The sequence below is a fragment of the Ruegeria sp. CDSB029 genome (assembly GCF_059611125.1).
The window spans coordinates 341,591-362,115 of sequence record NZ_JBXWOX010000002.1 but is presented as its reverse complement, the minus strand read 5'-3'; the positions used below and the strand labels follow the sequence as shown (position 1 = coordinate 362,115).

19 protein-coding genes and 1 tRNA gene are annotated in these 20,525 nt (G+C 57.9%); 7 read left to right on the top strand and 13 right to left on the bottom strand.

The genetic code is table 11. From position 1 onward, the window contains the following. The first annotated feature begins 180 nt into the window (after positions 1 to 180). Positions 181 to 1,176 (top strand): helix-turn-helix domain-containing protein, encoded by a 996-nt coding sequence (locus tag AC2FI8_RS04400; protein WP_496765368.1) that lies wholly within the window; start codon positions 181 to 183, stop codon positions 1,174 to 1,176. A gap of 233 nt (positions 1,177 to 1,409) precedes the next feature. On the opposite strand, the gene AC2FI8_RS04395 is transcribed toward AC2FI8_RS04400, so the two are convergent. The 3 genes from AC2FI8_RS04395 to AC2FI8_RS04385 all read right to left on the bottom strand — a co-directional run bounded on the left by AC2FI8_RS04395 (position 1,410) and on the right by AC2FI8_RS04385 (position 3,584). Further along, the gene (locus tag AC2FI8_RS04395; protein WP_496777385.1) at positions 1,410 to 3,047 is read right to left on the bottom strand and encodes an adenylate/guanylate cyclase domain-containing protein; all 1,638 of its coding nucleotides are present in this window, start codon (positions 3,045 to 3,047) and stop codon (positions 1,410 to 1,412) included. Positions 3,048 to 3,167: 120 nt separating this feature from the next. Continuing rightward, positions 3,168 to 3,398, bottom strand: coding sequence for a hypothetical protein (locus AC2FI8_RS04390; protein ID WP_496765375.1), 231 nt, complete (start codon positions 3,396 to 3,398; stop codon positions 3,168 to 3,170). 27 nt (positions 3,399 to 3,425) lie between these two features. Then, positions 3,426 to 3,584: a hypothetical protein gene (locus tag AC2FI8_RS04385; RefSeq protein ID WP_496765377.1), complete on the bottom strand. Its 159-nt coding sequence runs from the start codon at positions 3,582 to 3,584 to the stop codon at positions 3,426 to 3,428. A 292-nt stretch (positions 3,585 to 3,876) separates the two neighbouring features. On the opposite strand from AC2FI8_RS04385, the gene AC2FI8_RS04380 reads away from it, so the two are divergent. Next, positions 3,877 to 4,977 (top strand): Hint domain-containing protein, encoded by a 1,101-nt coding sequence (locus tag AC2FI8_RS04380; RefSeq protein WP_496777383.1) that lies wholly within the window; start codon positions 3,877 to 3,879, stop codon positions 4,975 to 4,977. A 101-nt stretch (positions 4,978 to 5,078) separates the two neighbouring features. Here AC2FI8_RS04380 and AC2FI8_RS04375 read toward each other — a convergent pair. The 4 genes from AC2FI8_RS04375 to AC2FI8_RS04360 all read right to left on the bottom strand — a co-directional run bounded on the left by AC2FI8_RS04375 (position 5,079) and on the right by AC2FI8_RS04360 (position 7,736). Then, a tRNA-Ser gene (locus AC2FI8_RS04375) sits at positions 5,079 to 5,168 on the bottom strand. A 171-nt stretch (positions 5,169 to 5,339) separates the two neighbouring features. Then, entirely contained in the window at positions 5,340 to 6,413 is a 1,074-nt protein-coding gene (locus AC2FI8_RS04370; RefSeq protein ID WP_496777381.1) for a hypothetical protein, read from the bottom strand. Positions 6,414 to 6,557: 144 nt separating this feature from the next. Next, positions 6,558 to 6,875: a DUF3775 domain-containing protein gene (locus tag AC2FI8_RS04365; RefSeq protein ID WP_108860111.1), complete on the bottom strand. Its 318-nt coding sequence runs from the start codon at positions 6,873 to 6,875 to the stop codon at positions 6,558 to 6,560. Between the two features lie 87 nt (positions 6,876 to 6,962). After that, the gene (locus AC2FI8_RS04360) at positions 6,963 to 7,736 is read right to left on the bottom strand and encodes a DUF1365 domain-containing protein (RefSeq protein ID WP_496777379.1); all 774 of its coding nucleotides are present in this window, start codon (positions 7,734 to 7,736) and stop codon (positions 6,963 to 6,965) included. Positions 7,737 to 7,885: 149 nt separating this feature from the next. On the opposite strand from AC2FI8_RS04360, the gene AC2FI8_RS04355 reads away from it, so the two are divergent. From AC2FI8_RS04355 to AC2FI8_RS04345, 3 genes are read left to right on the top strand one after another with little or no spacing between them, the layout of a single operon-like run. Beyond that, on the top strand, positions 7,886 to 8,542 hold the full coding sequence (locus tag AC2FI8_RS04355; RefSeq protein WP_496777397.1) for a sigma-70 family RNA polymerase sigma factor: 657 nt from the start codon (positions 7,886 to 7,888) through the stop codon (positions 8,540 to 8,542). 10 nt (positions 8,543 to 8,552) lie between these two features. Further along, positions 8,553 to 9,203 (top strand): ChrR family anti-sigma-E factor, encoded by a 651-nt coding sequence (locus AC2FI8_RS04350; RefSeq protein ID WP_496777376.1) that lies wholly within the window; start codon positions 8,553 to 8,555, stop codon positions 9,201 to 9,203. A 58-nt stretch (positions 9,204 to 9,261) separates the two neighbouring features. Further along, positions 9,262 to 9,666: a hypothetical protein gene (locus AC2FI8_RS04345; RefSeq protein WP_496777374.1), complete on the top strand. Its 405-nt coding sequence runs from the start codon at positions 9,262 to 9,264 to the stop codon at positions 9,664 to 9,666. A gap of 3 nt (positions 9,667 to 9,669) precedes the next feature. On the opposite strand, the gene AC2FI8_RS04340 is transcribed toward AC2FI8_RS04345, so the two are convergent. The 6 genes from AC2FI8_RS04340 to AC2FI8_RS04315 form a co-directional block, all read right to left on the bottom strand. Further along, entirely contained in the window at positions 9,670 to 10,899 is a 1,230-nt protein-coding gene (locus tag AC2FI8_RS04340; protein WP_496777373.1) for a DNA recombination protein RmuC, read from the bottom strand. Between the two features lie 52 nt (positions 10,900 to 10,951). Then, positions 10,952 to 12,796 carry a DNA mismatch repair endonuclease MutL gene (gene mutL, locus AC2FI8_RS04335; protein WP_496777371.1) on the bottom strand — a complete coding sequence of 615 codons (1,845 nt, stop codon included), beginning with the start codon at positions 12,794 to 12,796 and terminating at the stop codon, positions 10,952 to 10,954. Positions 12,797 to 13,077: 281 nt separating this feature from the next. Further along, positions 13,078 to 14,007 carry a metal ABC transporter permease gene (locus tag AC2FI8_RS04330; RefSeq protein WP_496777369.1) on the bottom strand — a complete coding sequence of 310 codons (930 nt, stop codon included), beginning with the start codon at positions 14,005 to 14,007 and terminating at the stop codon, positions 13,078 to 13,080. Next, positions 14,004 to 15,209, bottom strand: a complete 1,206-nt coding sequence (locus AC2FI8_RS04325; RefSeq protein ID WP_496777367.1) for a metal ABC transporter permease — start codon at positions 15,207 to 15,209, stop codon at positions 14,004 to 14,006. Before AC2FI8_RS04325 ends, AC2FI8_RS04330 begins: the two co-directional genes overlap by 4 nt. Before the next feature lie 3 nt (positions 15,210 to 15,212). Further along, complete coding sequence (locus tag AC2FI8_RS04320) at positions 15,213 to 16,016, bottom strand: metal ABC transporter ATP-binding protein (protein ID WP_496777364.1); 804 nt, start codon at positions 16,014 to 16,016, stop codon at positions 15,213 to 15,215. A 3-nt stretch (positions 16,017 to 16,019) separates the two neighbouring features. Further along, positions 16,020 to 16,973, bottom strand: coding sequence for a metal ABC transporter solute-binding protein, Zn/Mn family (locus AC2FI8_RS04315; protein ID WP_496777396.1), 954 nt, complete (start codon positions 16,971 to 16,973; stop codon positions 16,020 to 16,022). Positions 16,974 to 17,171: 198 nt separating this feature from the next. On the opposite strand from AC2FI8_RS04315, the gene deoC reads away from it, so the two are divergent. Together deoC and AC2FI8_RS04305 are read left to right on the top strand one after the other, a co-directional pair. Further along, positions 17,172 to 18,170: a deoxyribose-phosphate aldolase gene (gene deoC / locus AC2FI8_RS04310; protein WP_496726335.1), complete on the top strand. Its 999-nt coding sequence runs from the start codon at positions 17,172 to 17,174 to the stop codon at positions 18,168 to 18,170. A gap of 11 nt (positions 18,171 to 18,181) precedes the next feature. Then, positions 18,182 to 20,515 carry an aldehyde dehydrogenase family protein gene (locus AC2FI8_RS04305; protein WP_496777362.1) on the top strand — a complete coding sequence of 778 codons (2,334 nt, stop codon included), beginning with the start codon at positions 18,182 to 18,184 and terminating at the stop codon, positions 20,513 to 20,515. The last annotated feature ends 10 nt before the right edge of the window (positions 20,516 to 20,525 follow it).

Sequence of the window (20,525 nt, the reverse complement as noted above, 5' to 3'; positions counted from 1 at the left end):
CGACAACGCATATGGCGACAGAAACCTAATCTGCACATGCCCCCCAATGGACGCATACGAAGAAGCCGCTGAGTAAACGGGCTGCAAATTACGGTCGACCCCCGCCAAAAGCGGGGGTCGGCCAAAAGAAATGAGCGGTGCCCCGAAGGGCAAAGCCGAAGACCATCAGGTGGAGGAACAATGAAACACTATGTCCTCAAAAATGCCCGTTCACGGCAAGCCTGCGTTGCCAGGCAAACACCCAACAGAAATCATCACGTCGATGTTGTCCTCTCTGGCGCGGACACCGAAGCATCTGCACAGATCGTTCTGGATTTCTTTGATGCCTTGAACAGGCTGGTCGAACATCATTCTTACATCATCAACATTCGCAGGTTAGCTAAAGACCCGGTCGGAGGGCCGCTCTATTGGTCTGGGCGAACGGCACTGTTTTGGGGGGATATCCACGAAAACTGGCGGTTGGATGACTCTGAGAAATCATGGACCTCGCAGGTTGTGAACCTGTCGTCGCGCACAATACTTGTCGGCAGCGCCGTTTTGCTGCTTGCTCAAATCGGGCGTGCAGAGAAAACAGTCGCCGCGGTGCACCCCAACTTCACGGCCGCAGCGCAGGAAATCGGACTGATCGAAGATGGTTCGGGTATCCACATGGCCTATGATAACCGTTTGCACAGCGCATCGACCCGGTTGAGCGCATTACGGTTGTTGTCCAATTTCGTTTCGATCGATCACGGAGAGCACCTCGCAGACACTCTGCGCGGATACATCGGCCTGTCCGAGCCCAAAAGGACCGCCAAGAGCCATATTGCAATCCGGCTTTTCCAACGGTCCGAGGCCGATCCACAAGTGCGCCGAGCCATCGAAACGATGAGTGATAATCTTGAGGACCCATTGCGGATCTCGGATCTGGCGCAAATGCTGGGAACGTCTACCCGACAGTTGCAGCGTCGGTTCCTGAACAGAACCGGCACAAAGCTTTTGACAACGTACAGAGAACTTCGTCTGGAACGGGCTGACACGTTGCTTCGAACAACGGATCTGTCGCAGCGAGAGATTTCGGCAGCCACTGGGTTTTCTTCTGCTGTCGCTTTGGGTCGCGCCTTTCGCGCCCACTACAAGACATCCCCGGACGACATCCGAAATCAACGCTTTGCGGGACAGTTATCTGCCAGGTAGGACGAAAAGGACCGCGCCCTGGTTAACAGTCGGTTCGTCCCCCCACATCAAGTCAAACACACTCGCTGACCCACGCATCGGGTGAGTTGCCGTCCCATCGGGCCGTCATCAGCGTGCGCACTGAAGCTGTTTTGGTTGGCTCAGTCTTGTAGATTGCAGGCGCGCTCATCGCTGGCAAATGACCGCCCGACCCCTCCTTTTGAAGTTACGACGAGCGCAACTCCCTGCATTTGTCAGGGATAGGGGGCACAAACGTGAGGCGCCGTCCGGCTTTCGACCAGACGCGCCAGTTCATAGGCCGAAACGCGGGTTCCTATGCCTCTCAGATCGAACGGTCCCGCCGGGGTCATATCTATCCGGACCTGACGCGCAGTCGCATTTGAGACAAGCACCTGACCGTCCTTGGCGATTTCACACAGGCGTGCCGCCAGATTGGGTGCAGGCCCAATTGCCGAGTAATCCAAACGACCCTCAAAACCAATCCGACCCAAGGTTGCTGCGCCCGTTGCGATCCCAATGCCGAGACCAAGACCGTGCTGAGCGATACCAGCCCTGTACGGGACCATCGCCTTTCGGACATCCACTTGCATTTTCTGGGCCAGATCAACGGCTCTCTGCGCAGCATCATCCAGCGGCACTGGCGCGCCGAACAAAACCATCAAACCGTCGCCGAGAAACCGTTCCAACGTTCCCCCGCAGGCTTCGACAAGCGGTCCACAAGTGCCATGAAATGCGTTGAGCGCCGCGACGACCTGATCCGCATTGGCAACGGTGGCGAAGGCCGTGAAACCGCGCAGATCGGCAAAAAGAACTGTGATCTCGGCCTTACGGGTCCTCAAGACATCCTCCTCATCCGTCGCGCCGACAATCATCGCTGCCACCTGAGACGGCAGGAAGCGTTTCAGACGATTGGTGCGCTCGATCTCTTCTATCTGGTTGGCGACCCGAGTTTCCAGCGCTGCATTCAAATCAGCTAGTTGGGCTTTTTGCACTTCGACTTGCCCGTAAAGCGCACCCAGTTTTTCGCTGGTCTGGTTCACGTGGTTTGCCAGCTCGCCCAGTTCGTCCCGATTGGGAACCGTAATCCGGTTGTCGAACCCACCCCGGGACAGCTTGCTGAGCACCGCATGGATACGTTCGATCGGCCACAACAGGGACGACGAAATCGAATATCCCAACAAAAGGGCAATCCCAATCGCCGCGATCGCCGCAGCCGTGATGCTTAGGCGTGAAGTCAAATATGCCTGTTCTGTAGTCCGCGCCAGTTCGCGCACTTCCTGTTCGACATTCTGCGCCACGGTATACGCCTCGCGCTGCATGGCTTGGAGCGGCTCGAACATGTGGTCGATACCGTGTTGCGCTGCGGCTAACAGATCGCCTTCGCGGTTCAGACGGCGCAGTTCAGTGATTGCCGGTAATATGTCCTGAAGGTCAGATCGAAGGTTCGCGATCGCCTGCTCATCTGGCATTCCCGGCTGTCCGAAACTGCGAAAACCAAGGGCAAGGTTTCGCTCTAGTGCTGCCGAGACGTGAAGTATCGAACGCGTAGAAGCCCCCAGAATTCCGTTCTGACGTGGACGGCCTTTCAGGTTCTGCGGAACGAACAAGGACAGTAGATGTGTGTTCAGGTTCGAGATCGTTGTGTGGGTGTCATTAAAGAACGCAATACGTTCCTGATCGCGCATCATCGTCTCGGACCGGAGATTGGCCTGAAGCAAGGCATAAAGACCAAACAACACCAAGCAAACCAGCAGACCGGTTATTCCCAAAAATGCCACCAGCAGCTTGGCCCGAACCGAAAGAGCGACCTTGGCGACGCTGAGCGCAACCAAGGGCGGCCTGTCAGGGCCACCGTTGCGGTCGTGTGTCATGCTGCACCCCCCGCCGAAATACGCGGCAGAACTAGCGTCATTGTACACAAATATGCAAAAAAACGCTAGCAAATAGATCAAAATGTCTGTGCAAATTGCACTGCTCTAGCAGAGTTTGCGCTACTTTTTGGACGGGTTGTTTTCGGCGTAATCGCGCAGGCATTGGGTATCCGCGGCAACCGAGTGATTACGGTTGATTTTCACGCCCTCCGGCTTGAGCTGCGAAAACGCACGGCTCAGGCTTTCGGGCTTCATGCCCAAGCGTCCTACAATCAGCATCTTGTCATAAGGCGGCTCAACCTCACAGCCGTCGGCCACCTTGTCGGACAGGTTCATCAAAAATTTGGCCACCTGCTGCGCGCCAGTCTGGGCCTTGAGTTATTCAAGCTGTGCGACCACCGAATGCAGATGGGTAAAGGTCGAAGTCAGGATCGATACGCGAATCTCAGGGTCTTCGCGCATCAGGGACAAAAAAACCGGGTTGGGAAGGTGCATCACTACACAGGCCAATATGGCTTCTACCCGTGTTAGCGCCATGCTCATCGTCATGACATTTCGCAACGCGATCACCGTTGCACAGTTTAGCTAGTGAGATCGGTACCCAGCGCGGCCCACCGCACTGCCTTAACGAAAGTCAGGCCCATGGCAGAGTAGCGTTATGGTAAAAAGGCCAGCCACATTCATGAATTCAAAAAAATGCCGTGGTATTGCCTTGAAATAAGGGGATTGATTGGCGACTGTTGCTGAAAATACCTATTGAATGGTGGTTTATGTGCCAAAAGTTCTGACTGAAATGAACGGCGCGCGCAAAAAAGGTGGTGAGTTGTAAATGGCAAACTATTCCTACATTGGATATGATCCCGACGTCATCACGGTGGGGTCGGGCCAGGTCATTTTGGACACCGATTTTGACCCGGCCACTGACCGGCACGTTTTCAATGTCGAGGATGCAGCAGGCGGTGACATTCTGTCACGACCCGGGAATCCAACGCTGCCCGATACCGGCACCGTCTTTAACGGCGACTTCAACAGCAACGAAAGCGGCGATGACTTAACACAGACCGGTACGGTCACCAATCTGGACGGGTCCACAACATTTTTCAGTGGTGATATTTACCTTGAAGAATCCTATATTCTGACCGATCCGGACGGTGGCACCATCACCGTCTACCGGGTCGAGGTCGAGGGTGACCTGGCAGGCTATATTACGTCAGAGCCTTTGGAACCCGGCACTGCCTATTCGATGACGATTGTCAACGTCACGCCAGGCAATGCGCCTGATACAACCGACCCCACATCCATCGTTGACGTGCCCTGCTTTACGGCTGGCACACTGATCCGGACACCGGGTGGAGATATTGCGATCGAACGTCTGAGTGTAGGCGATTTGGTTGAGACGATGGACCGGGGTCCGCAGCGTATCCGCTGGATCGGTGCGCGTACGCTGACCAGTCAAGAGCTGTCGGAAAAGCCCAAACTGCGCCCGATCCGCATCGCCGCCGGTGCATTAGGCAGCGGACTGCCTCAGCGCGACTTACTTGTTTCCCCGCAACACCGGATGCTGGTGCGGTCCGCCATTGCAATCCGAATGTTCGAAACCAGCGAAATCCTCGTGGCCGCGCACGCGCTGGTTGGAATTTCCGGTATCTCGGTCGAGGAAAACACTCAAACCGTCGAGTATTATCACATGCTGTTCGAACAGCATGAGATCGTCTTTGCCCAAGGTGCCCCATCGGAAAGTCTGTTTGCTGGCGCCGAGGCCCTCAGGACGGTGCCGGCTGCGGCACGGGCAGAAATGCTGGAACTGTTTCCCGCCTTGGCCACAGAGGATTTCGTACCACCATCAGCGCGTCCGATCCCGGCCAAAGGCAAGCAGGTTCGGCATATGGTGCAACGCCACATCAAGAACAACCGATCTTTGATCGAGTAATCGAATACAATTGAAGAGCAACAGCGACCTTAATTGTGTTAGGCAAAACAACCCCATAAGGGGCTGAAAAGCATCTTTTCCAATTGAACGGAAATGGTAGGTGGCGGAGACGAAGGGATTCGAACCCTCGAGACCCTTCCGGGCCTACTCCCTTAGCAGGGGAGCGCCTTCGACCACTCGGCCACGTCTCCGCTGGCCGGTATATCCTTGCATGTCGACCAGATACAAGACGATTTTGATCAAGCGCGATATTTTTCTGAATTCGAATGCGCCGGGGCTGCTGAGATGCATTTGCTTGGCGACAGTGCTGCCCCATCTGTTTCCTAGTGCGATTTGGAACTATGAGGAGCGTCACTACAACGTTAACCCGGTTCCTCAGCTTCGATTGCGGCCCGCATGAGGAACAGAGTCGCCGGATCTAGTTCGCTTTGGGCCATGATAGCCTCAAAGTTGGGGTTCAATGCGTTGGTACCCCAAGGTCGTACAGCCAGGGCAATCCAGATCGCAACAGTGCTGTCTTTGTCCAACTGATGCCTAAACACATCCAGGATCCGGGACCGCAAATCGGGATAGGTCGTTCCGCCATCGGCCAGACTGCGGATCAGGATGCGCTTTTCGTCGGCGGAGCGTTCAGGCCGTTGCAGCGACTTTTCGATTTCAAGGATTGCCCGATCCCCATCAACTGTGATTCCCGCCAGCCCCCAGTCGTATAGGTTGAGGTTTCCGCTGCGAAGCGCGCTTTGATAACCAAGCCTTACGCGTTCTTTAGCATTTGGATCCGACTGAAGACCCAACAATCGGATAAGTGCCGGTGCGTAGGCTAAACGATTGGGATTGCGAAGATCCTGCAATAATTGTGCGGTTGGCACAGCATCGGTCAGGTGGGTCAAAAGCCAATAGGGCGCGCGGTGGATTTCGATCAGCGCCGTGTTGCGCAACAGGCGATCTTCATGTGTGAGATAGGTACTGAAAAAGGCAACCTGCGCCGCGCGATCCGGCGCGCCACTGGCCCAGCCCTGCCCCTCGGCACGCAGTGTTTTAAGGAAGTGGGACCGATCCGGTGTCATCAGGAAGCCTTTGGTCCAACCGCTGGGCAGGCTGCGACCGGCCTTGTCCTGATACCCCGCCCCGTAGATCATCAAAACCGTTCTGCTCGGACTCGCACGAAAGGCGGATCGCATTACACTGTCGACCAGGAAAGGTATTTCGGGCAACGCCCCAACCTGTTCCGGCGTGCCTTTCAAAACCGAAACGGGGGAGAACCTGAAAGGGTTGTCTGGCGATGGTGCCGCCAGCACGATAACACGCGCCGAAAGAATCCGGTCCGCCAGAGAATATTCCGGAAGCTCAACGCAGACGCCGCAGGCTTGGGCAGGGCGGGAATGGAAGCCCACGCAAAGCGCGAACACCGCAAACAATTGCAAGATGCGCCACATGGATCACGCTCCGTCTAATAGCACCCCAGCCTGAATGCGGGCTTTCGGGTTTCCTGACCATGTTATCCGAAAACCGGGTTTTCAGCGAATGGTTTGCAATTTGCAGGCTGCACTGGGTGCACCGGGTGCACATAACCGGTGCACTTACATCAGGTCGTTTTCCACATCCTCTGCTGAGATGCCCAGTGCATCCAATCCATTTTCAAGGTGATCCGACATATGCGGCGTACCGATCAGGTAGTCTGCGCAAGGGGTTGAAGCCTCGGACTTGGCGGTTGCGATAGCCTCAGGCAGATCTTCGGCGAAAAAGCTTTCACGCCCGACCCACATGACAGCCACCAGTTCGGCCTGTTCGTCCTCGCTCATCCGGTCAATGAAGGCGCGCAATTCGCCCTCGGCACGACCCAATTCGCGCCCCATCATTGCAACCTGAGCAATTTTCCTTGGCGAAATTTCCATCATGACCCAACTCCTCGTATTCGCGGTTTCAATAGTACCACAACCATGAGGAAGGGGCTGAGTCTTTGATCTTAAGCAAAGACCTAAGGGCTAAGGCTTGCGACTGCGGGATATCGGCTGATCGGGCACAGGGGCGGTTCGGAACGGGACAAACCGGGCCTTCTTGATCTTAAGTTTGATCGCCTGCCACACAATAAGGAAAAACGCACGCCGCGCACCGAAAGGCCGCCTCAGCAACGACCACACGATCGCCCGGTTGGTCAGCGGTGCACGCGGCCCGGTCAGGGTGGCAATCAATCCACCCGCTTTTCGACCATAGTCAATCCAGACGCCGATACGCTCGGGGCGATGGTCAAAGCGAAACTCATACGTCCCTTCGATCTTTTGAAACGGTGAGACATGCATCACCTTGTCCGCAACGATGCGATCCGTCGGCTGGATCGGAGCAAACCCGGGATTGTTGCACAGATAGCTGTGGCGCGTGCCGTAGGTGTTCGTAACCTCGGCTACCACCGCATATAGCTGTTCACCGGCATCGAAGCAGAACCAGAAGCTGACCGGATTGAAAACATGCCCCAGCACCCGTGGCTGCGTCAGCAACTCAATTCTTGCCGGTTGCGTAACACCCATTTCGTCGAATTTAGCTCGCAACCACGCCGCACCCTGCCCTTTGCCGGGTTCACCGCCGTGGTCACGGTCTCGCCAGTACATCGCATTGGCTCGGTTTATCGAAAACAAAAGCGGTGTGTCAGGCCGGGCTTCGGGGTCCAACAGGATGTAATCAATGGAATACCGAAACGCATTCTCGATCCCGCCTTTTCGACCGTGGTAAGTGTGGCCTGAAATATGGTCGATCCTGTTCATTCTCGTCTGTGTTCCAGTTTTCCTGTAAGCTGTTCAAGTGGTGCAGTTTTTTTCGTCATGTACATACTTATCATACGAAACATGGTCCGATTTGGATTAAAATCGCATCACAATATGATCCAGCTTGGGTGTCACTGCGTATTGTTGTTATGTTTACCGAGATCGATACCGCGACCTTGGATGAACCGGTGGCCAGCAGGCCTTCACAGAAACCGTGGCGCGCAAAGAAACGCATCAAGGGAAAACCGGTGAACCGAGCGCAAGACAGTTGTGTCAAACGAGCTGAGTGGGTGGACCACGTCAGACGCATAAGGGATGCACAGGACCAGGCCGCGTTTGCTGAGTTGTTTCAGCACTTCGCCCCGCGGATCAAAGCTTTCCTGATAAAGTCGGGCTCAGATGCGGCTACGGCCGAAGAGTGCGCGCAGGAAGTGATGGTCACTCTGTGGCACAAGTCGCATTTATTCGATCCTGCGCGGGCGACCGTGGCCACATGGGTGTTCACGATAGCCCGGAACAAACGCATCGACGTCCTGCGCAAACAACGCCGCCCCGAGCCCGAAGAACTGGGATGGGGACCCGAGGCTGAGCCGGAACAGGACGACATACTTGTTCTGCAACAGGAAACCGCGCAGCTGCGCAACGCCCTGACCGCGCTGCCAGAAGCGCAAAGACAACTGATCGAGAAAGCCTATTTCGGCGATCTGAGCCATCGAGAAATCGCTTCTCAGACCGGATTGCCACTGGGGACGATCAAATCACGGATACGGTTGGCGCTGGACCGCTTGCGCCATGCGATGAATTGAGATGACGGATATGAGCAATAAGATCAAACATCACCTGACAGACGACCTGCTGATGGCTTACGCCGCAGGCACTCTGCCCGAGGCTTTCGACCTGATGGTCGCGACACATCTTTCCCTGTGCAATCAATGTCGTGCGCAGGCCGAAAGCTTTGACGCCGTTGGCGGATATGTCCTGGAAGAACAGGACGAGACCGTTGCGATGAACGACAAGGCACTTGCGGAAACGATGGCTTTGATCTCAAACGGTGCGCCGATTGCCAAACCCAGGCGACCCGGCTGCTCGGTTTTGCCAACCCCGTTGCAGGACTACGTGGGCGGTGACGTAAATAACATCCGCTGGCGACCTATCGGCATGGGGGTCAAGCAGGCGATCCTGCCGACGAGCGGCGAAGCGACCGCCCGGTTGCTATTCATTCCGGCGGGCACCGCAGTTCCCGACCACAGCCATAATGGCGTGGAGTTGACAATGGTTCTGCAGGGCGCGTTTTCGGATGAGGTCGACCGTTTTGCCCGTGGTGATGTGGAGATTGCAGATGAAGACCTGCACCATACGCCGACAGCCGACATCAGCGGAGATTGCATTTGTCTGGCTGTCACTGACGCGCCGCTGAAATTCAACAAGCTGATGCCGCGTCTGTTCCAACCGTTCCTGAAGATCTGACGCAATCAGCGCTCATGTGGTACCCTGCCCTGCAAGCTGAGTGGTGGAGGCATTTGAAATGATCCGGACTATGTTGTTTATCGTTGCCCTTATGGGTTTTTCATCTGTCGCTTCGGCCCAGCTGGTCGCTGACGTGAAGTTCGAACCTGGCAATTTCGGGACAATGGTCAATGGTACCGTCACTGGAAACGAGTACTTCGACTACAAGTTGGGTGCAAAAGCCGGGCAAGAGATGTTCGCCGACCTGAAGGTAAGCGACACAAATGGCAATGGCGTGATCTACTTCAACGTCCTGCCGCCGGACAGTGATGGTTTCGCGATCTACAATGGCTCGATCGACGGGAATACCGCGCGCATCGACCTGCCCGAGGACGGAGATTACACGATTCGAGTCTACCTGATGGGTAATGACCGCGATACTGACAAGACGGTCGGTTATAACCTGGATCTGTCGATCCAGTAGTGCCTAGCCTTCGGACTGGCCCAGAGGCACAACGTTGGTCTGATCGTCCGGTGCCAACTCCTCGAAATCAAAATTATCCAACCGCTGCGCCCGGCGGCCGGCTTTTTCGGCGCTGATCTTGATTTCCGAGATATCCTTGGCCGCCTGCCCGAAATGGCGGTCGAGGTTCGAGACACGATCCCCCAAACGCTCGACATCCTTGTGCAGCAAGCCAAGCTCTTTGCGGATAGCACCTGCCTGTTCGCGCATCCGTGCATCTTTCAGGATTGCCCGCATCGTGTTCAGTGTCGCCATGCAGGTGGTGGGCGAAACGATCCATACACGTTTGCTGAAACTCTCCTGCACCAGTTCAGGAAACTTGGCGTGCAGTTCGGCATAGACGGCCTCGGACGGCAGGAACATCAACGCGCCATCGGCTGTTTCACCGTCCAGAATGTATTTCTCGGCAATATCGGTGATGTGCTTGCGCACCGTGCTGCGGAACATCTGCACCGCCGCTTTCAACTCCATGTCATTGGTCGAACCAATCAACGCCTCATAGGCTTCCAACGGGAACTTGCTGTCGATGACAATCGGTCCCGGAGGGTTAGGCAGGTTGATCAGACAATCCGCCCGGCGCCCGTTCGACAGGGTTGCCTGCAGCTGGAAACTATCCGAAGGCAGCGCCTTAGAGACGATATCGTTCAACTGGATCTCTCCAAACGCACCGCGGGTCTGTTTGTTCGACAGGATATCCTGCAGAGACAATACATCGCCCGACAGTTTGGTAATATTGTCCTGCGCCTTGTCGATGGCGGCCAGACGCTCCTGCAACTGCGTCAGCGATGTCGCGGTTTGTTTGGATGATCCATGCAGCGATTCCTTCATCCGCTCCTGCATCTCGGCCAAAGCACGCGCCGATTTCATCGCGTTGTCCGCCAGTCGGTCATTCATCTGCTGCTGGACCGAGGACAGCCGGGATTCAACCGTCTGGATCACCTGCACCTGCGCATTGGCCTGCGTGTCCGAGACATGCTGCAAGCCACCGCGCAATTGTTCCTGCCCTTGCCCCAGCTGCTGCACATGCTGGCCAAGATGCGCCATTTGGCGGGACAAAGGTTCTGCCATACGGGCCGACCGGTTGGCTGCGCGCAGCGACAAAAACAGCAACAGCAGGATCAGCGTAACAACCCCACCCACGGTTAGGATCACGGGGTCGTTCAGCGCATATTGGGTTCCTGCAATCTCGATCATGTCGCCTCGGATGTTCTTGTTTTATTCTCCATAGCCCAACCAAGCCAATGGATCAACTGCGGCCGAACAATCGCTCGATATCGCTCAGCTTCAATTCCACGTAAGTTGGCCGCCCGTGGTTGCACTGACCGGAATGGGGCGTGGCCTCCATTTCCCGTAGTAAGGCGTTCATTTCTTCAGCCCGCATGCGACGACCCGACCGGACCGACCCATGACAGGCCACCCGGCTGAGGATCGCCTCGATCCGCGCTTGCACCATCTGGCTTTCGCCCTGATCGGCCAGTTCGTCGAGGATATCCAGGATCATCGCCCGCGCGTCCACCTCGCCTAGAATAGCCGGCGTTTCGCGCACGGCAACCGCACCGCCGCCAAAGGGTTCAATTGTCAGTCCCAGCTTTGCCAGGTCGTCCGCAACCTGCATCAATCGCGCGCAATCGCTGTCGGACAATTCAACAATTTCCGGGATCAGCAGTGCCTGCGCAGCGACGCCATTCTCAGCCATCTGTTTTTTGAGCTTTTCATAAACCAGCCGCTCATGTGCCGCATGTTGATCGACGATCACCATGCCGTCTGCAGTTTGAGCGATGATGTAATTCTCATGCACCTGCCCTCGTGCCGCGCCCAAAGGCAGGTCTTCAACCGGTGTTTCTGGGACCGAAGCCGGTTCGACAATGCTGCCGCTGTAGTCCTGCGACAGTTCCGCAAATCCCGGCGCCTGCGCCTGATACGCCACATTCCGTGTAGCTGGTGAGGGACGGTCCATCTGATAAACCCGCGCCGGTGCAGGCTGTGCGGGTTCCGGACGCATCGCGCCCAGTGTCGCATTAGCCACTGTGGAGGAGGCCCTGTGCCCCGCCTCGGCCAGCGCGTGCCTCAGGGCCGAGACAATCAACCCGCGCGCGACGCCCGGATCGCGGAAGCGGACCTCTGACTTTGCCGGATGCACATTCACGTCCACCAGCGTCGGATCGCAATCGATGAACAATGCTGCTGCCGGATGACGATCCCGGCTGAGGAAATCGAAATAGGCCGCCCGCAGCGCACCCGTCAGCATCTTGTCCCTTACAGGCCGCCCATTGACGAACAGATTCTGCGCCACCGCGGCACCGCGCGAATAGGTCGGCAGGGCGGCGTAACCGTACAACCGGATCCCCTCGCGGGTCGCATCGATCTGCAGCGCGTTTTCCGCAAATTCGCGCCCGATCACGCGGGCCAGTCGGGCGTGAAGCGCGTCGAACAGATCCCCATTTTCGCGGTCGGCGCGGAAGGACACGCGCCCTTCACCACCACCAGAGACGTCACGCAGCGTGAACGTCACCGCAGGCTCAGCCATGGCCAGCCGTTTGACGGTGTCGTTGATCGCCTGCGCCTCGGCCCGGTCGGTGCGCATGAATTTCAATCGCGCAGGCGTTGCAAAAAAGAGATCGCACAGTTCAACCACTGTGCCAGCACGCAAGGCCGCAGGTTTCACCCCGTCCATCCGACCACCTGCCACGTGGATCGAGGCCGCCTCGCCTCCCGACACCCGGCTGGTGATGGTCAGGCGGCCGACCGCGCCCAGCGAAGGCAGGGCCTCACCCCGGAACCCGAAGGTGTGAATATTCAACAGATCGGACCCGTCGATTTTTGACGTCGCGTGGCGCGACAAGGCCAATGGCAGATCCTCAGCAGCAATCCCACAGCCATCATCGGTGACGCGAATCAGCGTCTTTCCCCCATCGGCAATGTCGATCGCGACGCGGGTTGCGCCTGCGTCGATGGCATTTTCCACCAATTCCTTGACCGCGGAAGCTGGACGTTCAACAACCTCGCCTGCCGCAATACGGTTGATTGCTGCGTCGTCAAGTTGCCGGATGACCGGTCGATTTTCGCTGATATTGGGGTGTGCCTGCGCCATACCACCAGACCTAGCACAGTCGCGCACGATTCTGCCACCGCTTTGGCTTGCATTTATTGTGAGGAGGGGGCGTTCGAACAATCACACGATGCCAGCCTAAACTGGCGGCCAGTCTGGGTGCGATTGCTCGAACGATCCGGAGTGAGTGGTGGTCATCCAATAATCAATGGACCAATTTGTACCACGATTACGGCCTCACAACGTGAAGACTCTCCGCGCCCCATTCAGGTGGCGAAGTTTGGCCGATACGGTGCAGAGCCCGACGGCGGGAAAATGCCGGGTCAAGCGGTTCCGGGTGCACCCGCGCGGGTCCGGCACGGCCCCCACACAGCCGTAAACGCAAGGATCAAGCCGGACATCGTTGCGATCATGCCCGCTGCACTTACCGCGTCCGCCGCCCCCAGCCAGAGTGGACCATATCCGGCCATCACGTACCCGGAGACAGCGGACAGGATGGCAAAGACGATGCTCCACGCGATCTGGGTTTCCAGCCGGTTGGTCATCATGCGCGCGGCCGCCGGGGGGCAAATAAACATGGCAATCACGATGATCGAACCCACTGCGTCAAATGCCGCCACGGCGGCAATTGCTGCCGTGATCACAAGGGCCATGCCCAGAACTCCGGTCCGGACACCAATGGTGCGCGCAAACCCTTCGTCGAAGGTGGAAATCTTCAGCGGCCGCCAGAACAGCCAAACAAAGACAGAAACCCCCAGCAAAGTCAGCGCAATCCGAGGTAGTTCCGGCGGCAGCCCCGCCAGCGCCACGGGATCCAACACCGAAGACCAGCCCACCGCGTCCAACCAGATCAGGCTTTCCAGATTGCCATAAAGCGCATGTTCAACATCCAGGTGCACGGTCGAAGTATCGGTTTGTTCGAGCAGCAGCACACCGGCTGCAAACATCGTGGTGAAAACCACCCCCATCGCGGCACCCGCCTCGATCTGCCCCAGCCGCCTGACGGCTTCGATCAGAACCACAGCCACCACCGCCGCGCCCGCGGCGCCCAGCATCATGGGCCAGGTTGAAATCGTTCCGGTCAGCAGAAAGGCCACGACAATACCAGGCAGCACCACATGGCTGATTGCATCCCCGATCAGGGCCTGTTTGCGCAGGACCAGAAAGTTCCCGGGCAAAGCACACGCGATGGCGGCAAACGTGCCGATCAGCAATGGAGTCAAAGACAGGGGTACGAATTCTTCACCGCTCATGCCGGAACCTCCTGCGGGCCGCCGATCTGACGGTCGATCTCGGCGATCTGATCTTGTGTCAGGACGGTTTCGATGTCGCGCAACCCGTCATAAAGCGCAGCCGTTGCCTCATGCATCTGATCAGCCCTGACGATTTCCCAGCGCCTTTCATCGCGCAACGCCTTGGCCGCGCGCGCCTTGCCGGTTTCGGTGGCCACGCCATCCGCCCGCGCCAAACCGGCACGCCGCAAGAGACGCAAGGTCAGTGGCTCATAGATCTTTTGCCCTTGCGCCAGCGCCAGCAGACCCTGCCGAATGTGAACCCGGCGCTGGAACCGCAGTTGCCGTAGAACAGCTGCCAAAACACCCCGAACAGGCGCAAGTAACAGGGACAGTGCGAAAAAGCCAAAGCTGACCAGTACAATGATCGGGCCGGTGGGCAGATTGGGGGCTGAGGCCGACATCGCCGCACCCAGATAGCCCGCCAACCCTCCGGCCAGGCCAGCCAGCAGCACCACGCGGTCCGAGCGGTCCGTCCAGAAGCGCGCCGTGACGGGTGGGATGATCAACAGCGCCACGATCAGGATCAGCCCGACGATTTTCAAGCCCACCACAGTAACCGCCATGACCAGCCCCATCATCGCCAGATCAATCCGGTGCACCGGCAGCCCCCGGGCAGCGGCGTATTCAGGGTCGAAAGCCACCATGGTCATAGGTCGGCGGATGATCATGACCAGCAACAGCGTCGCTGCCCCACCGATTGCGATGACCAGCGCATCGGCCCACAACATCCCTGCGGTCGAGCCCAGTAGGAACCCTTCCAGCCCGGCCTGACGACCGACGCCCATGGTCTGGATCACGGTCAGCAGCACGATGCCAAGACCAAAGAACACCGACAAGATGGCACCAATGGCGGCATCCTCGGCCAGACGTGTGTGGCGTGTCAGCCAGTTCATGCAAAGCAAACCGACCCAGGCCGACACGGCCGATCCGGCCAGAAGACCGATCAGATTGCGCCCATCGCCGCCAAGGGCGACCAAAACCATGAACCCAAGGCAGACGCCGGGCAGAGTCGCGTGGCTGATTGCGTCGCTGACCAGCGCGCGTTTGCGCAGGAAAAGAAACGTGCCAGTCACACCAGCGGATATACCCAGCAAGGTCGCACCAATCGCGACCAGCGTGGCGTTATAGCCCAGCTGCAGGGTCAGAGCATCCCAAAGCATGATTTACCCCAATGCGCGCGAAATCTGGTCGATCTGCGCAGTGGCCAAACGGCCGCCATACGCCGATTGCAGGGTTTCGGCGGTAAAGGCCTCGGCCACAGTTCCCTCGGCCACTTTGCGGGTATTGATCAGGAATACATGGTCGAAATAATCAGTCACCGTGGCCAGATCGTGATGCACGACAACAACGGTCTTGCCCGCCTCTTTCAGCGACTTCAGCACTGCGATGATTGCTTTTTCCGTCGCTGCATCGACACCTGCGAATGGCTCATCCAACAGGTAAAGATCAGCATCCTGCGCCAGAGCACGGGCAAGAAAAACGCGCTGTTGCTGGCCGCCGGACAATTGACCAATCTGACGATCGGCAAAATCGCGCATCCCGACCCGGTTAAGACAGTCCATGGCCCGGGACATATGCCGGGCACGGACACGACCCAGCAAGCCCAGCTCGCGGGACAGACCCATCAACACAACATCAATCACGCGCGTCGGAAAATCCCAGTCGACGCTTGCGCGTTGCGGCACATAGGCAATTCGTGCACGCTGTTTCTCCAGCGGTTCACCAAAGACGGACACCTGCCCGGACAGGGGCGAAACGATGCCCAGCGCCGCCTTCAGAAGCGTAGACTTCCCCGCCCCGTTTGGTCCGATGATCGCCGTCATCGCGCCGGGTTGCACGGTCATATCCACCGAAAACACGGCAGGTTTCTGACCGTATGAGACAGTCAGACCGCGAATGGCCAGCGGGCAGTCCTTTGTATTTTTTTCAGCAACCGAAGCACCCTGATGCGCAGCCAGCGACAGCATCGTTCAAGACCCCGCCGACAATTTGCCGTTCATGCCGCGTTCGGGCACGTCTGCGCCCAACGCCCCGGCAATCACAGAGATGTTGTGATCCAGCATCCCGATATACGTACCCTCGTACGTGCCCGGTTCACCCATCGCGTCGGAATACAGCTCTCCACCGATGCCAACATCATGGCCTTTGGCCGCGGCCCCTTCGATCAGCGCGCGCATGGACCGATCAGAAACCGAGCTTTCGACAAACACCGCCGTCAGCTGTTGATCTACCAAGGTATCGACCAGTTCGCCGATCCGGTTCAAACCGGCCTCGGACTGGGTCGAGATGCCCTGAATGCCAAGCACTTCATAGCCGTATTCCTCACCGAAATAGCCAAAGGCGTCATGCGCCGTTACAAGCACACGGTTGTTTTCCGGCACGTCGGCCAGCACTTGTTTGCCGTAGGCTTCCAACTGATCAATCTCGGCCAGATGTGTCTGCGCGTTCGCGGCGAAAAAATCAGCAGCTTCGGGGCGCGCGTCTGTCAGGGCTTTTTGAACTTCGACCACCACATCGCGCCAGACGGCCGGGCTCATCCATACATGCGGGTCATACTTGTCGGCATAATCGTCATGTGCGCGCAGCTTGGACTTATCGACACCCTCGGCAACAGCCACGACCGGACGTTTGCGCCCAAGATCATGGAAAAAGTTTTCCATCTGCGCTTCAAGGTAAAGACCGTGCCACAGGATCAAATCCGCCCGGGTCATAGCCACGATATCGCTGCGGGTCTGACGGTAAGCATGCGGGTCGACGCCCGGGCCCATCAGGCCTTTGACCTCCACCCGTTCCCCACCGATCTGACGCGCCGCATCAGCGATCATGCCTGTGGTTGCAACCACTTTCAGCGGTGCCTCGGCCCAGGCTGTGACCGGCAAAGCGGCGGCAAAAGCCAAAGCCGCAAGAAAACTACGACGAATCATTTCTGACCCCATTTAGGTATCCTCTTGAGAATGAATATGCGAACCATTCGCAACTAAGTCAACGTCATTGCGAATTATTCGCAAGAAAACATTAAATTTGTCCATTTGGTCAAAAAAATTGCACGCGCAAGGCCGCTATGCCTTCCAATTAGCGCCAAGCCGTGCGAATTTGGCGCAAACCTCCCAAAGGATGTGAAGATGGAAACGCAGAGCTCAGAAAGCCCCGTGCGCACCGCGCATCTGCCGCAAGTGACCGAGCCTAGAAACCCTGGAATGGAATTGGATCTGGACTGGGTACGCGCCGTGCAGGTCAATACTTCGGCCATTGAACGCCGCGCCGCGACCCTGCCCGGTCGTCGGTCTGTCAAAAAAGAGTATCAGGCCGCATGGCTGTTGAAGGCGGTCACGATGATCGACCTGACCACCCTGTCGGGTGACGATACGGTCGGACGTGTGCGCCGTCTGTGTGCCAAGGCACGGCAACCCGTTGCACCTTCGGTTCTGAAAGCGCTGGATATGCCGCCTATCACAACCGGGGCCGTTTGCGTCTATCACGACATGATCGAAACCGCCGTGGACGCTCTGCATGGCACCGGCATCCCTGTTGCTGCGGTTTCCACCGGCTTCCCGGCAGGTTTGTCGCCATTCCATCTGCGCGTGGCCGAGATCGAAGAAAGCGTGAAGGCCGGTGCCGAGGAAATTGACATCGTGATCTCGCGCCGTCACGTCCTGTCTGGCGACTGGCAAGCTTTGTATGACGAGATGAAGGCCTTCCGCGTCGCCTGCGGCGATGCGCATGTCAAAGCCATCCTCGCCACCGGAGAGCTGGGCAGCCTGCGCAACGTCGCGCGCGCCTCGCTGGTCTGCATGATGGCCGGGGCGGATTTCATCAAGACTTCAACCGGCAAGGAAAGCGTCAACGCCACCTTGCCTGTTTCGCTGGTCATGATCCGCGCGATCCGCGACTATTATGACCGAACCGGATACCGGGTCGGCTATAAACCGGCAGGCGGCATCTCGAAAGCCAAGGACGCGCTGGTTTATCTGTCGCTGATCAAGGACGAACTGGGCGACCGCTGGCTGGAACCTGACCTGTTCCGCTTTGGCGCGTCATCGCTGCTGGGCGATATCGAACGGCAATTGGAACATTATGTAACGGGCGCGTATTCCGCCGGTTACCGTCACTCTATGGGCTGAGGACGGGAACAATGACAGTCAAAGAGATTTTCGAAACCATGGACTATGGCCCCGCCCCCGAAAGCGCGGCTGAAGCGCTGGCCTGGCTAGTCGATCAGGGCGACAAGTTCGGTCACTACATCGACGGTGCCTTTACCAAGCCGGGTAAGGGGTTTGAGAGCCGCAACCCAGCGACCGGAGAGGTGCTGGCTAAGCTGACACAGGCGAAACAAGCCGATGTGGATGCCGCCGTTACTGCCGCACGTAAAGCGCAGCCGAAATGGGAGAAGCAGGGCGGCGCAGGCCGCGCTAGGTACCTCTATGCCATCGCGCGCCTGTTGCAGAAGCATTCGCGTTTGTTTGCCGTGCTGGAAAGCCTCGACAACGGCAAACCGATCCGGGAGTCACGTGATATCGACATCCCGCTGGCGCAGCGGCATTTTTACTATCACGCGGGCATGGCGCAGCTGATGGAAAGCGAACTGCCCGATGCCGAGGCGTTGGGTGTCTGCGGGCAGATCATCCCGTGGAACTTCCCCTTGCTGATGCTGGCGTGGAAGATTGCCCCGGCACTTGCGATGGGCGACACCGTGGTTCTGAAGCCAGCCGAATACACTTCGCTGACCGCACTTCTGTTTGCTGACATTTGCACACAAGCCGGGCTGCCCAAAGGCGTAGTCAACATCGTCACTGGCGACGGCGCAGTGGGCGAGATGATCGTGAACGCGGATGTGGACAAAATCGCCTTTACCGGCTCGACTATTGTGGGCCGCCGCATCCGTGAAGCAACCGCGGGTTCCGGCAAGGAACTGACATTGGAACTGGGCGGCAAGTCAGCCTACGTCGTCTTTGATGATGCCGATATCGACAGTGCCATCGAAGGTCTGGTCGACGCGATCTGGTTCAATCAAGGGCAGGTCTGCTGTGCCGGCTCGCGCCTGTTGGTGCAGGAAGGCATCGCTGATCGCTTCCATAACAAGTTGCGCGCACGGATGGACAAGCTGCGCATAGGCGATCCGCTGGATAAATGCATTGATGTGGGCGCGGTTGTAGACCCGGTCCAACTGCAAACCATCAAAAGCATGGTCGAAAGCAACACCGCTGGTCACGTGCACCAAGCCGCGTGCGATCTGCCTGCGAACGGATGTTATTACCCACCCACACTGATCTCGGGCCTCGAAACTTCCGACCCGCTAATGCAGGAAGAGATCTTTGGCCCCGTGCTGGTGTCCTCAACCTTCCGTACACCGGAAGAGGCGGTCGAACTGGCCAACAACACCCGTTACGGGCTGGCCGCGACGGTCTGGACCGAGAATGTGAACCTGGCGCTGGATATCGCACCTAAGTTGGTCGCGGGCGTGGTTTGGGTGAATGCCACCAACCTGTTCGACGCGGCTGCTGGTTTCGGCGGCGTGCGCGAAAGCGGCTTTGGCCGTGAAGGCGGCTGGGAAGGGCTGACGGCCTATACCAGGCTCAAAGGCAAAGCTAAGCCGTTGGCGAAGGTCGAAGCGGCCATCGGCGAGGGCTCTCCGGTCGATCCGATTGACCGTACCGCCAAGATGTATGTCGGAGGCAAGCAGGCACGGCCCGATAGCGGCTATTCGAAACCCGTCTGGGGTAAATCCGGGCTATTGGGCCACGTGGGCCTCGCCAATCGCAAGGACGTCCGCAATGCGGTTGAAGCTGCGGCAGGGGCCAAAGGTTGGTCCAAGACCACCGGCCATCTGCGGGCACAGATCCTGTATTACATCGGCGAAAACCTCTCGGCTCGCGCCGACGAGTTTGCCGCTCGCATCGACGCAATGACCGGCAAAAAGGACGGCGTGAAAGAGGTCGAAGCTTCAATCCAGCGCCTGTTCACCGCTGCCGCCTGGGCCGACAAATATGACGGTCAGGTGCACGGCGTTCCGATCCGTGGCGTGGCGATAGCCATGAAGGAATCCGTGGGTGTCATCGGCGCGCTGTGCGCGGATGAGGCACCTCTGTTGGGTCTGGTCTCGGCCATGGCCCCGGCGATTGCGATGGGGAACCGGACAGTCCTGGTGGCCTCAGAGCCCTACCCTCTGGCAGCGACTGATTTCTACCAGATTCTCGAAACCTCAGACGTGCCTGCTGGTGTGGTCAACATCCTGACCGGCAGCCATGCGGAATTGGCGAAACCGCTGGCCTCGCACCTGAATGTCGATGCGGTCTGGTCGTTCTCATCCACCGACTTGTCGAAGGAGATCGAGGTCGTCTCGGCTGGGAACCTGAAACGGACCTGGGTGAATAACGCGACGGCATTTGATTGGGGCGTGGACCATTCCCGCCGCTTCCTGCAGGCTGCGACCGAAATCAAAAACATCTGGGTGCCCTACGGCGAGTAGGGCTCCCCGC

What these genes read in the sequence shown, in the direction of transcription:
- mutL (WP_496777371.1), bottom strand. Translation starts at nt 12,796, where the DNA reads ATGGCGCAGGCACACCCCAATATCAGCGAAAATCGACCGGTCATCCGG.
- AC2FI8_RS04330 (WP_496777369.1), bottom strand. Translation starts at nt 14,007, where the DNA reads ATGAGCGGTGAAGAATTCGTACCCCTGTCTTTGACTCCATTGCTGATC.
- AC2FI8_RS04340 (WP_496777373.1), bottom strand. Translation starts at nt 10,899, where the DNA reads ATGATCGAGATTGCAGGAACCCAATATGCGCTGAACGACCCCGTGATC.
- AC2FI8_RS04370 (WP_496777381.1), bottom strand. Translation starts at nt 6,413, where the DNA reads ATGTGGCGCATCTTGCAATTGTTTGCGGTGTTCGCGCTTTGCGTGGGC.
- AC2FI8_RS04345 (WP_496777374.1), top strand. Translation starts at nt 9,262, where the DNA reads ATGATCCGGACTATGTTGTTTATCGTTGCCCTTATGGGTTTTTCATCT.
- AC2FI8_RS04360 (WP_496777379.1), bottom strand. Translation starts at nt 7,736, where the DNA reads ATGAACAGGATCGACCATATTTCAGGCCACACTTACCACGGTCGAAAA.
- AC2FI8_RS04325 (WP_496777367.1), bottom strand. Translation starts at nt 15,209, where the DNA reads ATGCTTTGGGATGCTCTGACCCTGCAGCTGGGCTATAACGCCACGCTG.
- AC2FI8_RS04385 (WP_496765377.1), bottom strand. Translation starts at nt 3,584, where the DNA reads ATGGCGCTAACACGGGTAGAAGCCATATTGGCCTGTGTAGTGATGCAC.
- AC2FI8_RS04320 (WP_496777364.1), bottom strand. Translation starts at nt 16,016, where the DNA reads ATGCTGTCGCTGGCTGCGCATCAGGGTGCTTCGGTTGCTGAAAAAAAT.
- AC2FI8_RS04350 (WP_496777376.1), top strand. Translation starts at nt 8,553, where the DNA reads ATGAGCAATAAGATCAAACATCACCTGACAGACGACCTGCTGATGGCT.
- AC2FI8_RS04380 (WP_496777383.1), top strand. Translation starts at nt 3,877, where the DNA reads ATGGCAAACTATTCCTACATTGGATATGATCCCGACGTCATCACGGTG.
- deoC (WP_496726335.1), top strand. Translation starts at nt 17,172, where the DNA reads ATGGAAACGCAGAGCTCAGAAAGCCCCGTGCGCACCGCGCATCTGCCG.
- AC2FI8_RS04315 (WP_496777396.1), bottom strand. Translation starts at nt 16,973, where the DNA reads ATGATTCGTCGTAGTTTTCTTGCGGCTTTGGCTTTTGCCGCCGCTTTG.
- AC2FI8_RS04365 (WP_108860111.1), bottom strand. Translation starts at nt 6,875, where the DNA reads ATGATGGAAATTTCGCCAAGGAAAATTGCTCAGGTTGCAATGATGGGG.
- AC2FI8_RS04395 (WP_496777385.1), bottom strand. Translation starts at nt 3,047, where the DNA reads ATGACACACGACCGCAACGGTGGCCCTGACAGGCCGCCCTTGGTTGCG.
- AC2FI8_RS04305 (WP_496777362.1), top strand. Translation starts at nt 18,182, where the DNA reads ATGACAGTCAAAGAGATTTTCGAAACCATGGACTATGGCCCCGCCCCC.
- AC2FI8_RS04400 (WP_496765368.1), top strand. Translation starts at nt 181, where the DNA reads ATGAAACACTATGTCCTCAAAAATGCCCGTTCACGGCAAGCCTGCGTT.
- AC2FI8_RS04355 (WP_496777397.1), top strand. Translation starts at nt 7,886, where the DNA reads ATGTTTACCGAGATCGATACCGCGACCTTGGATGAACCGGTGGCCAGC.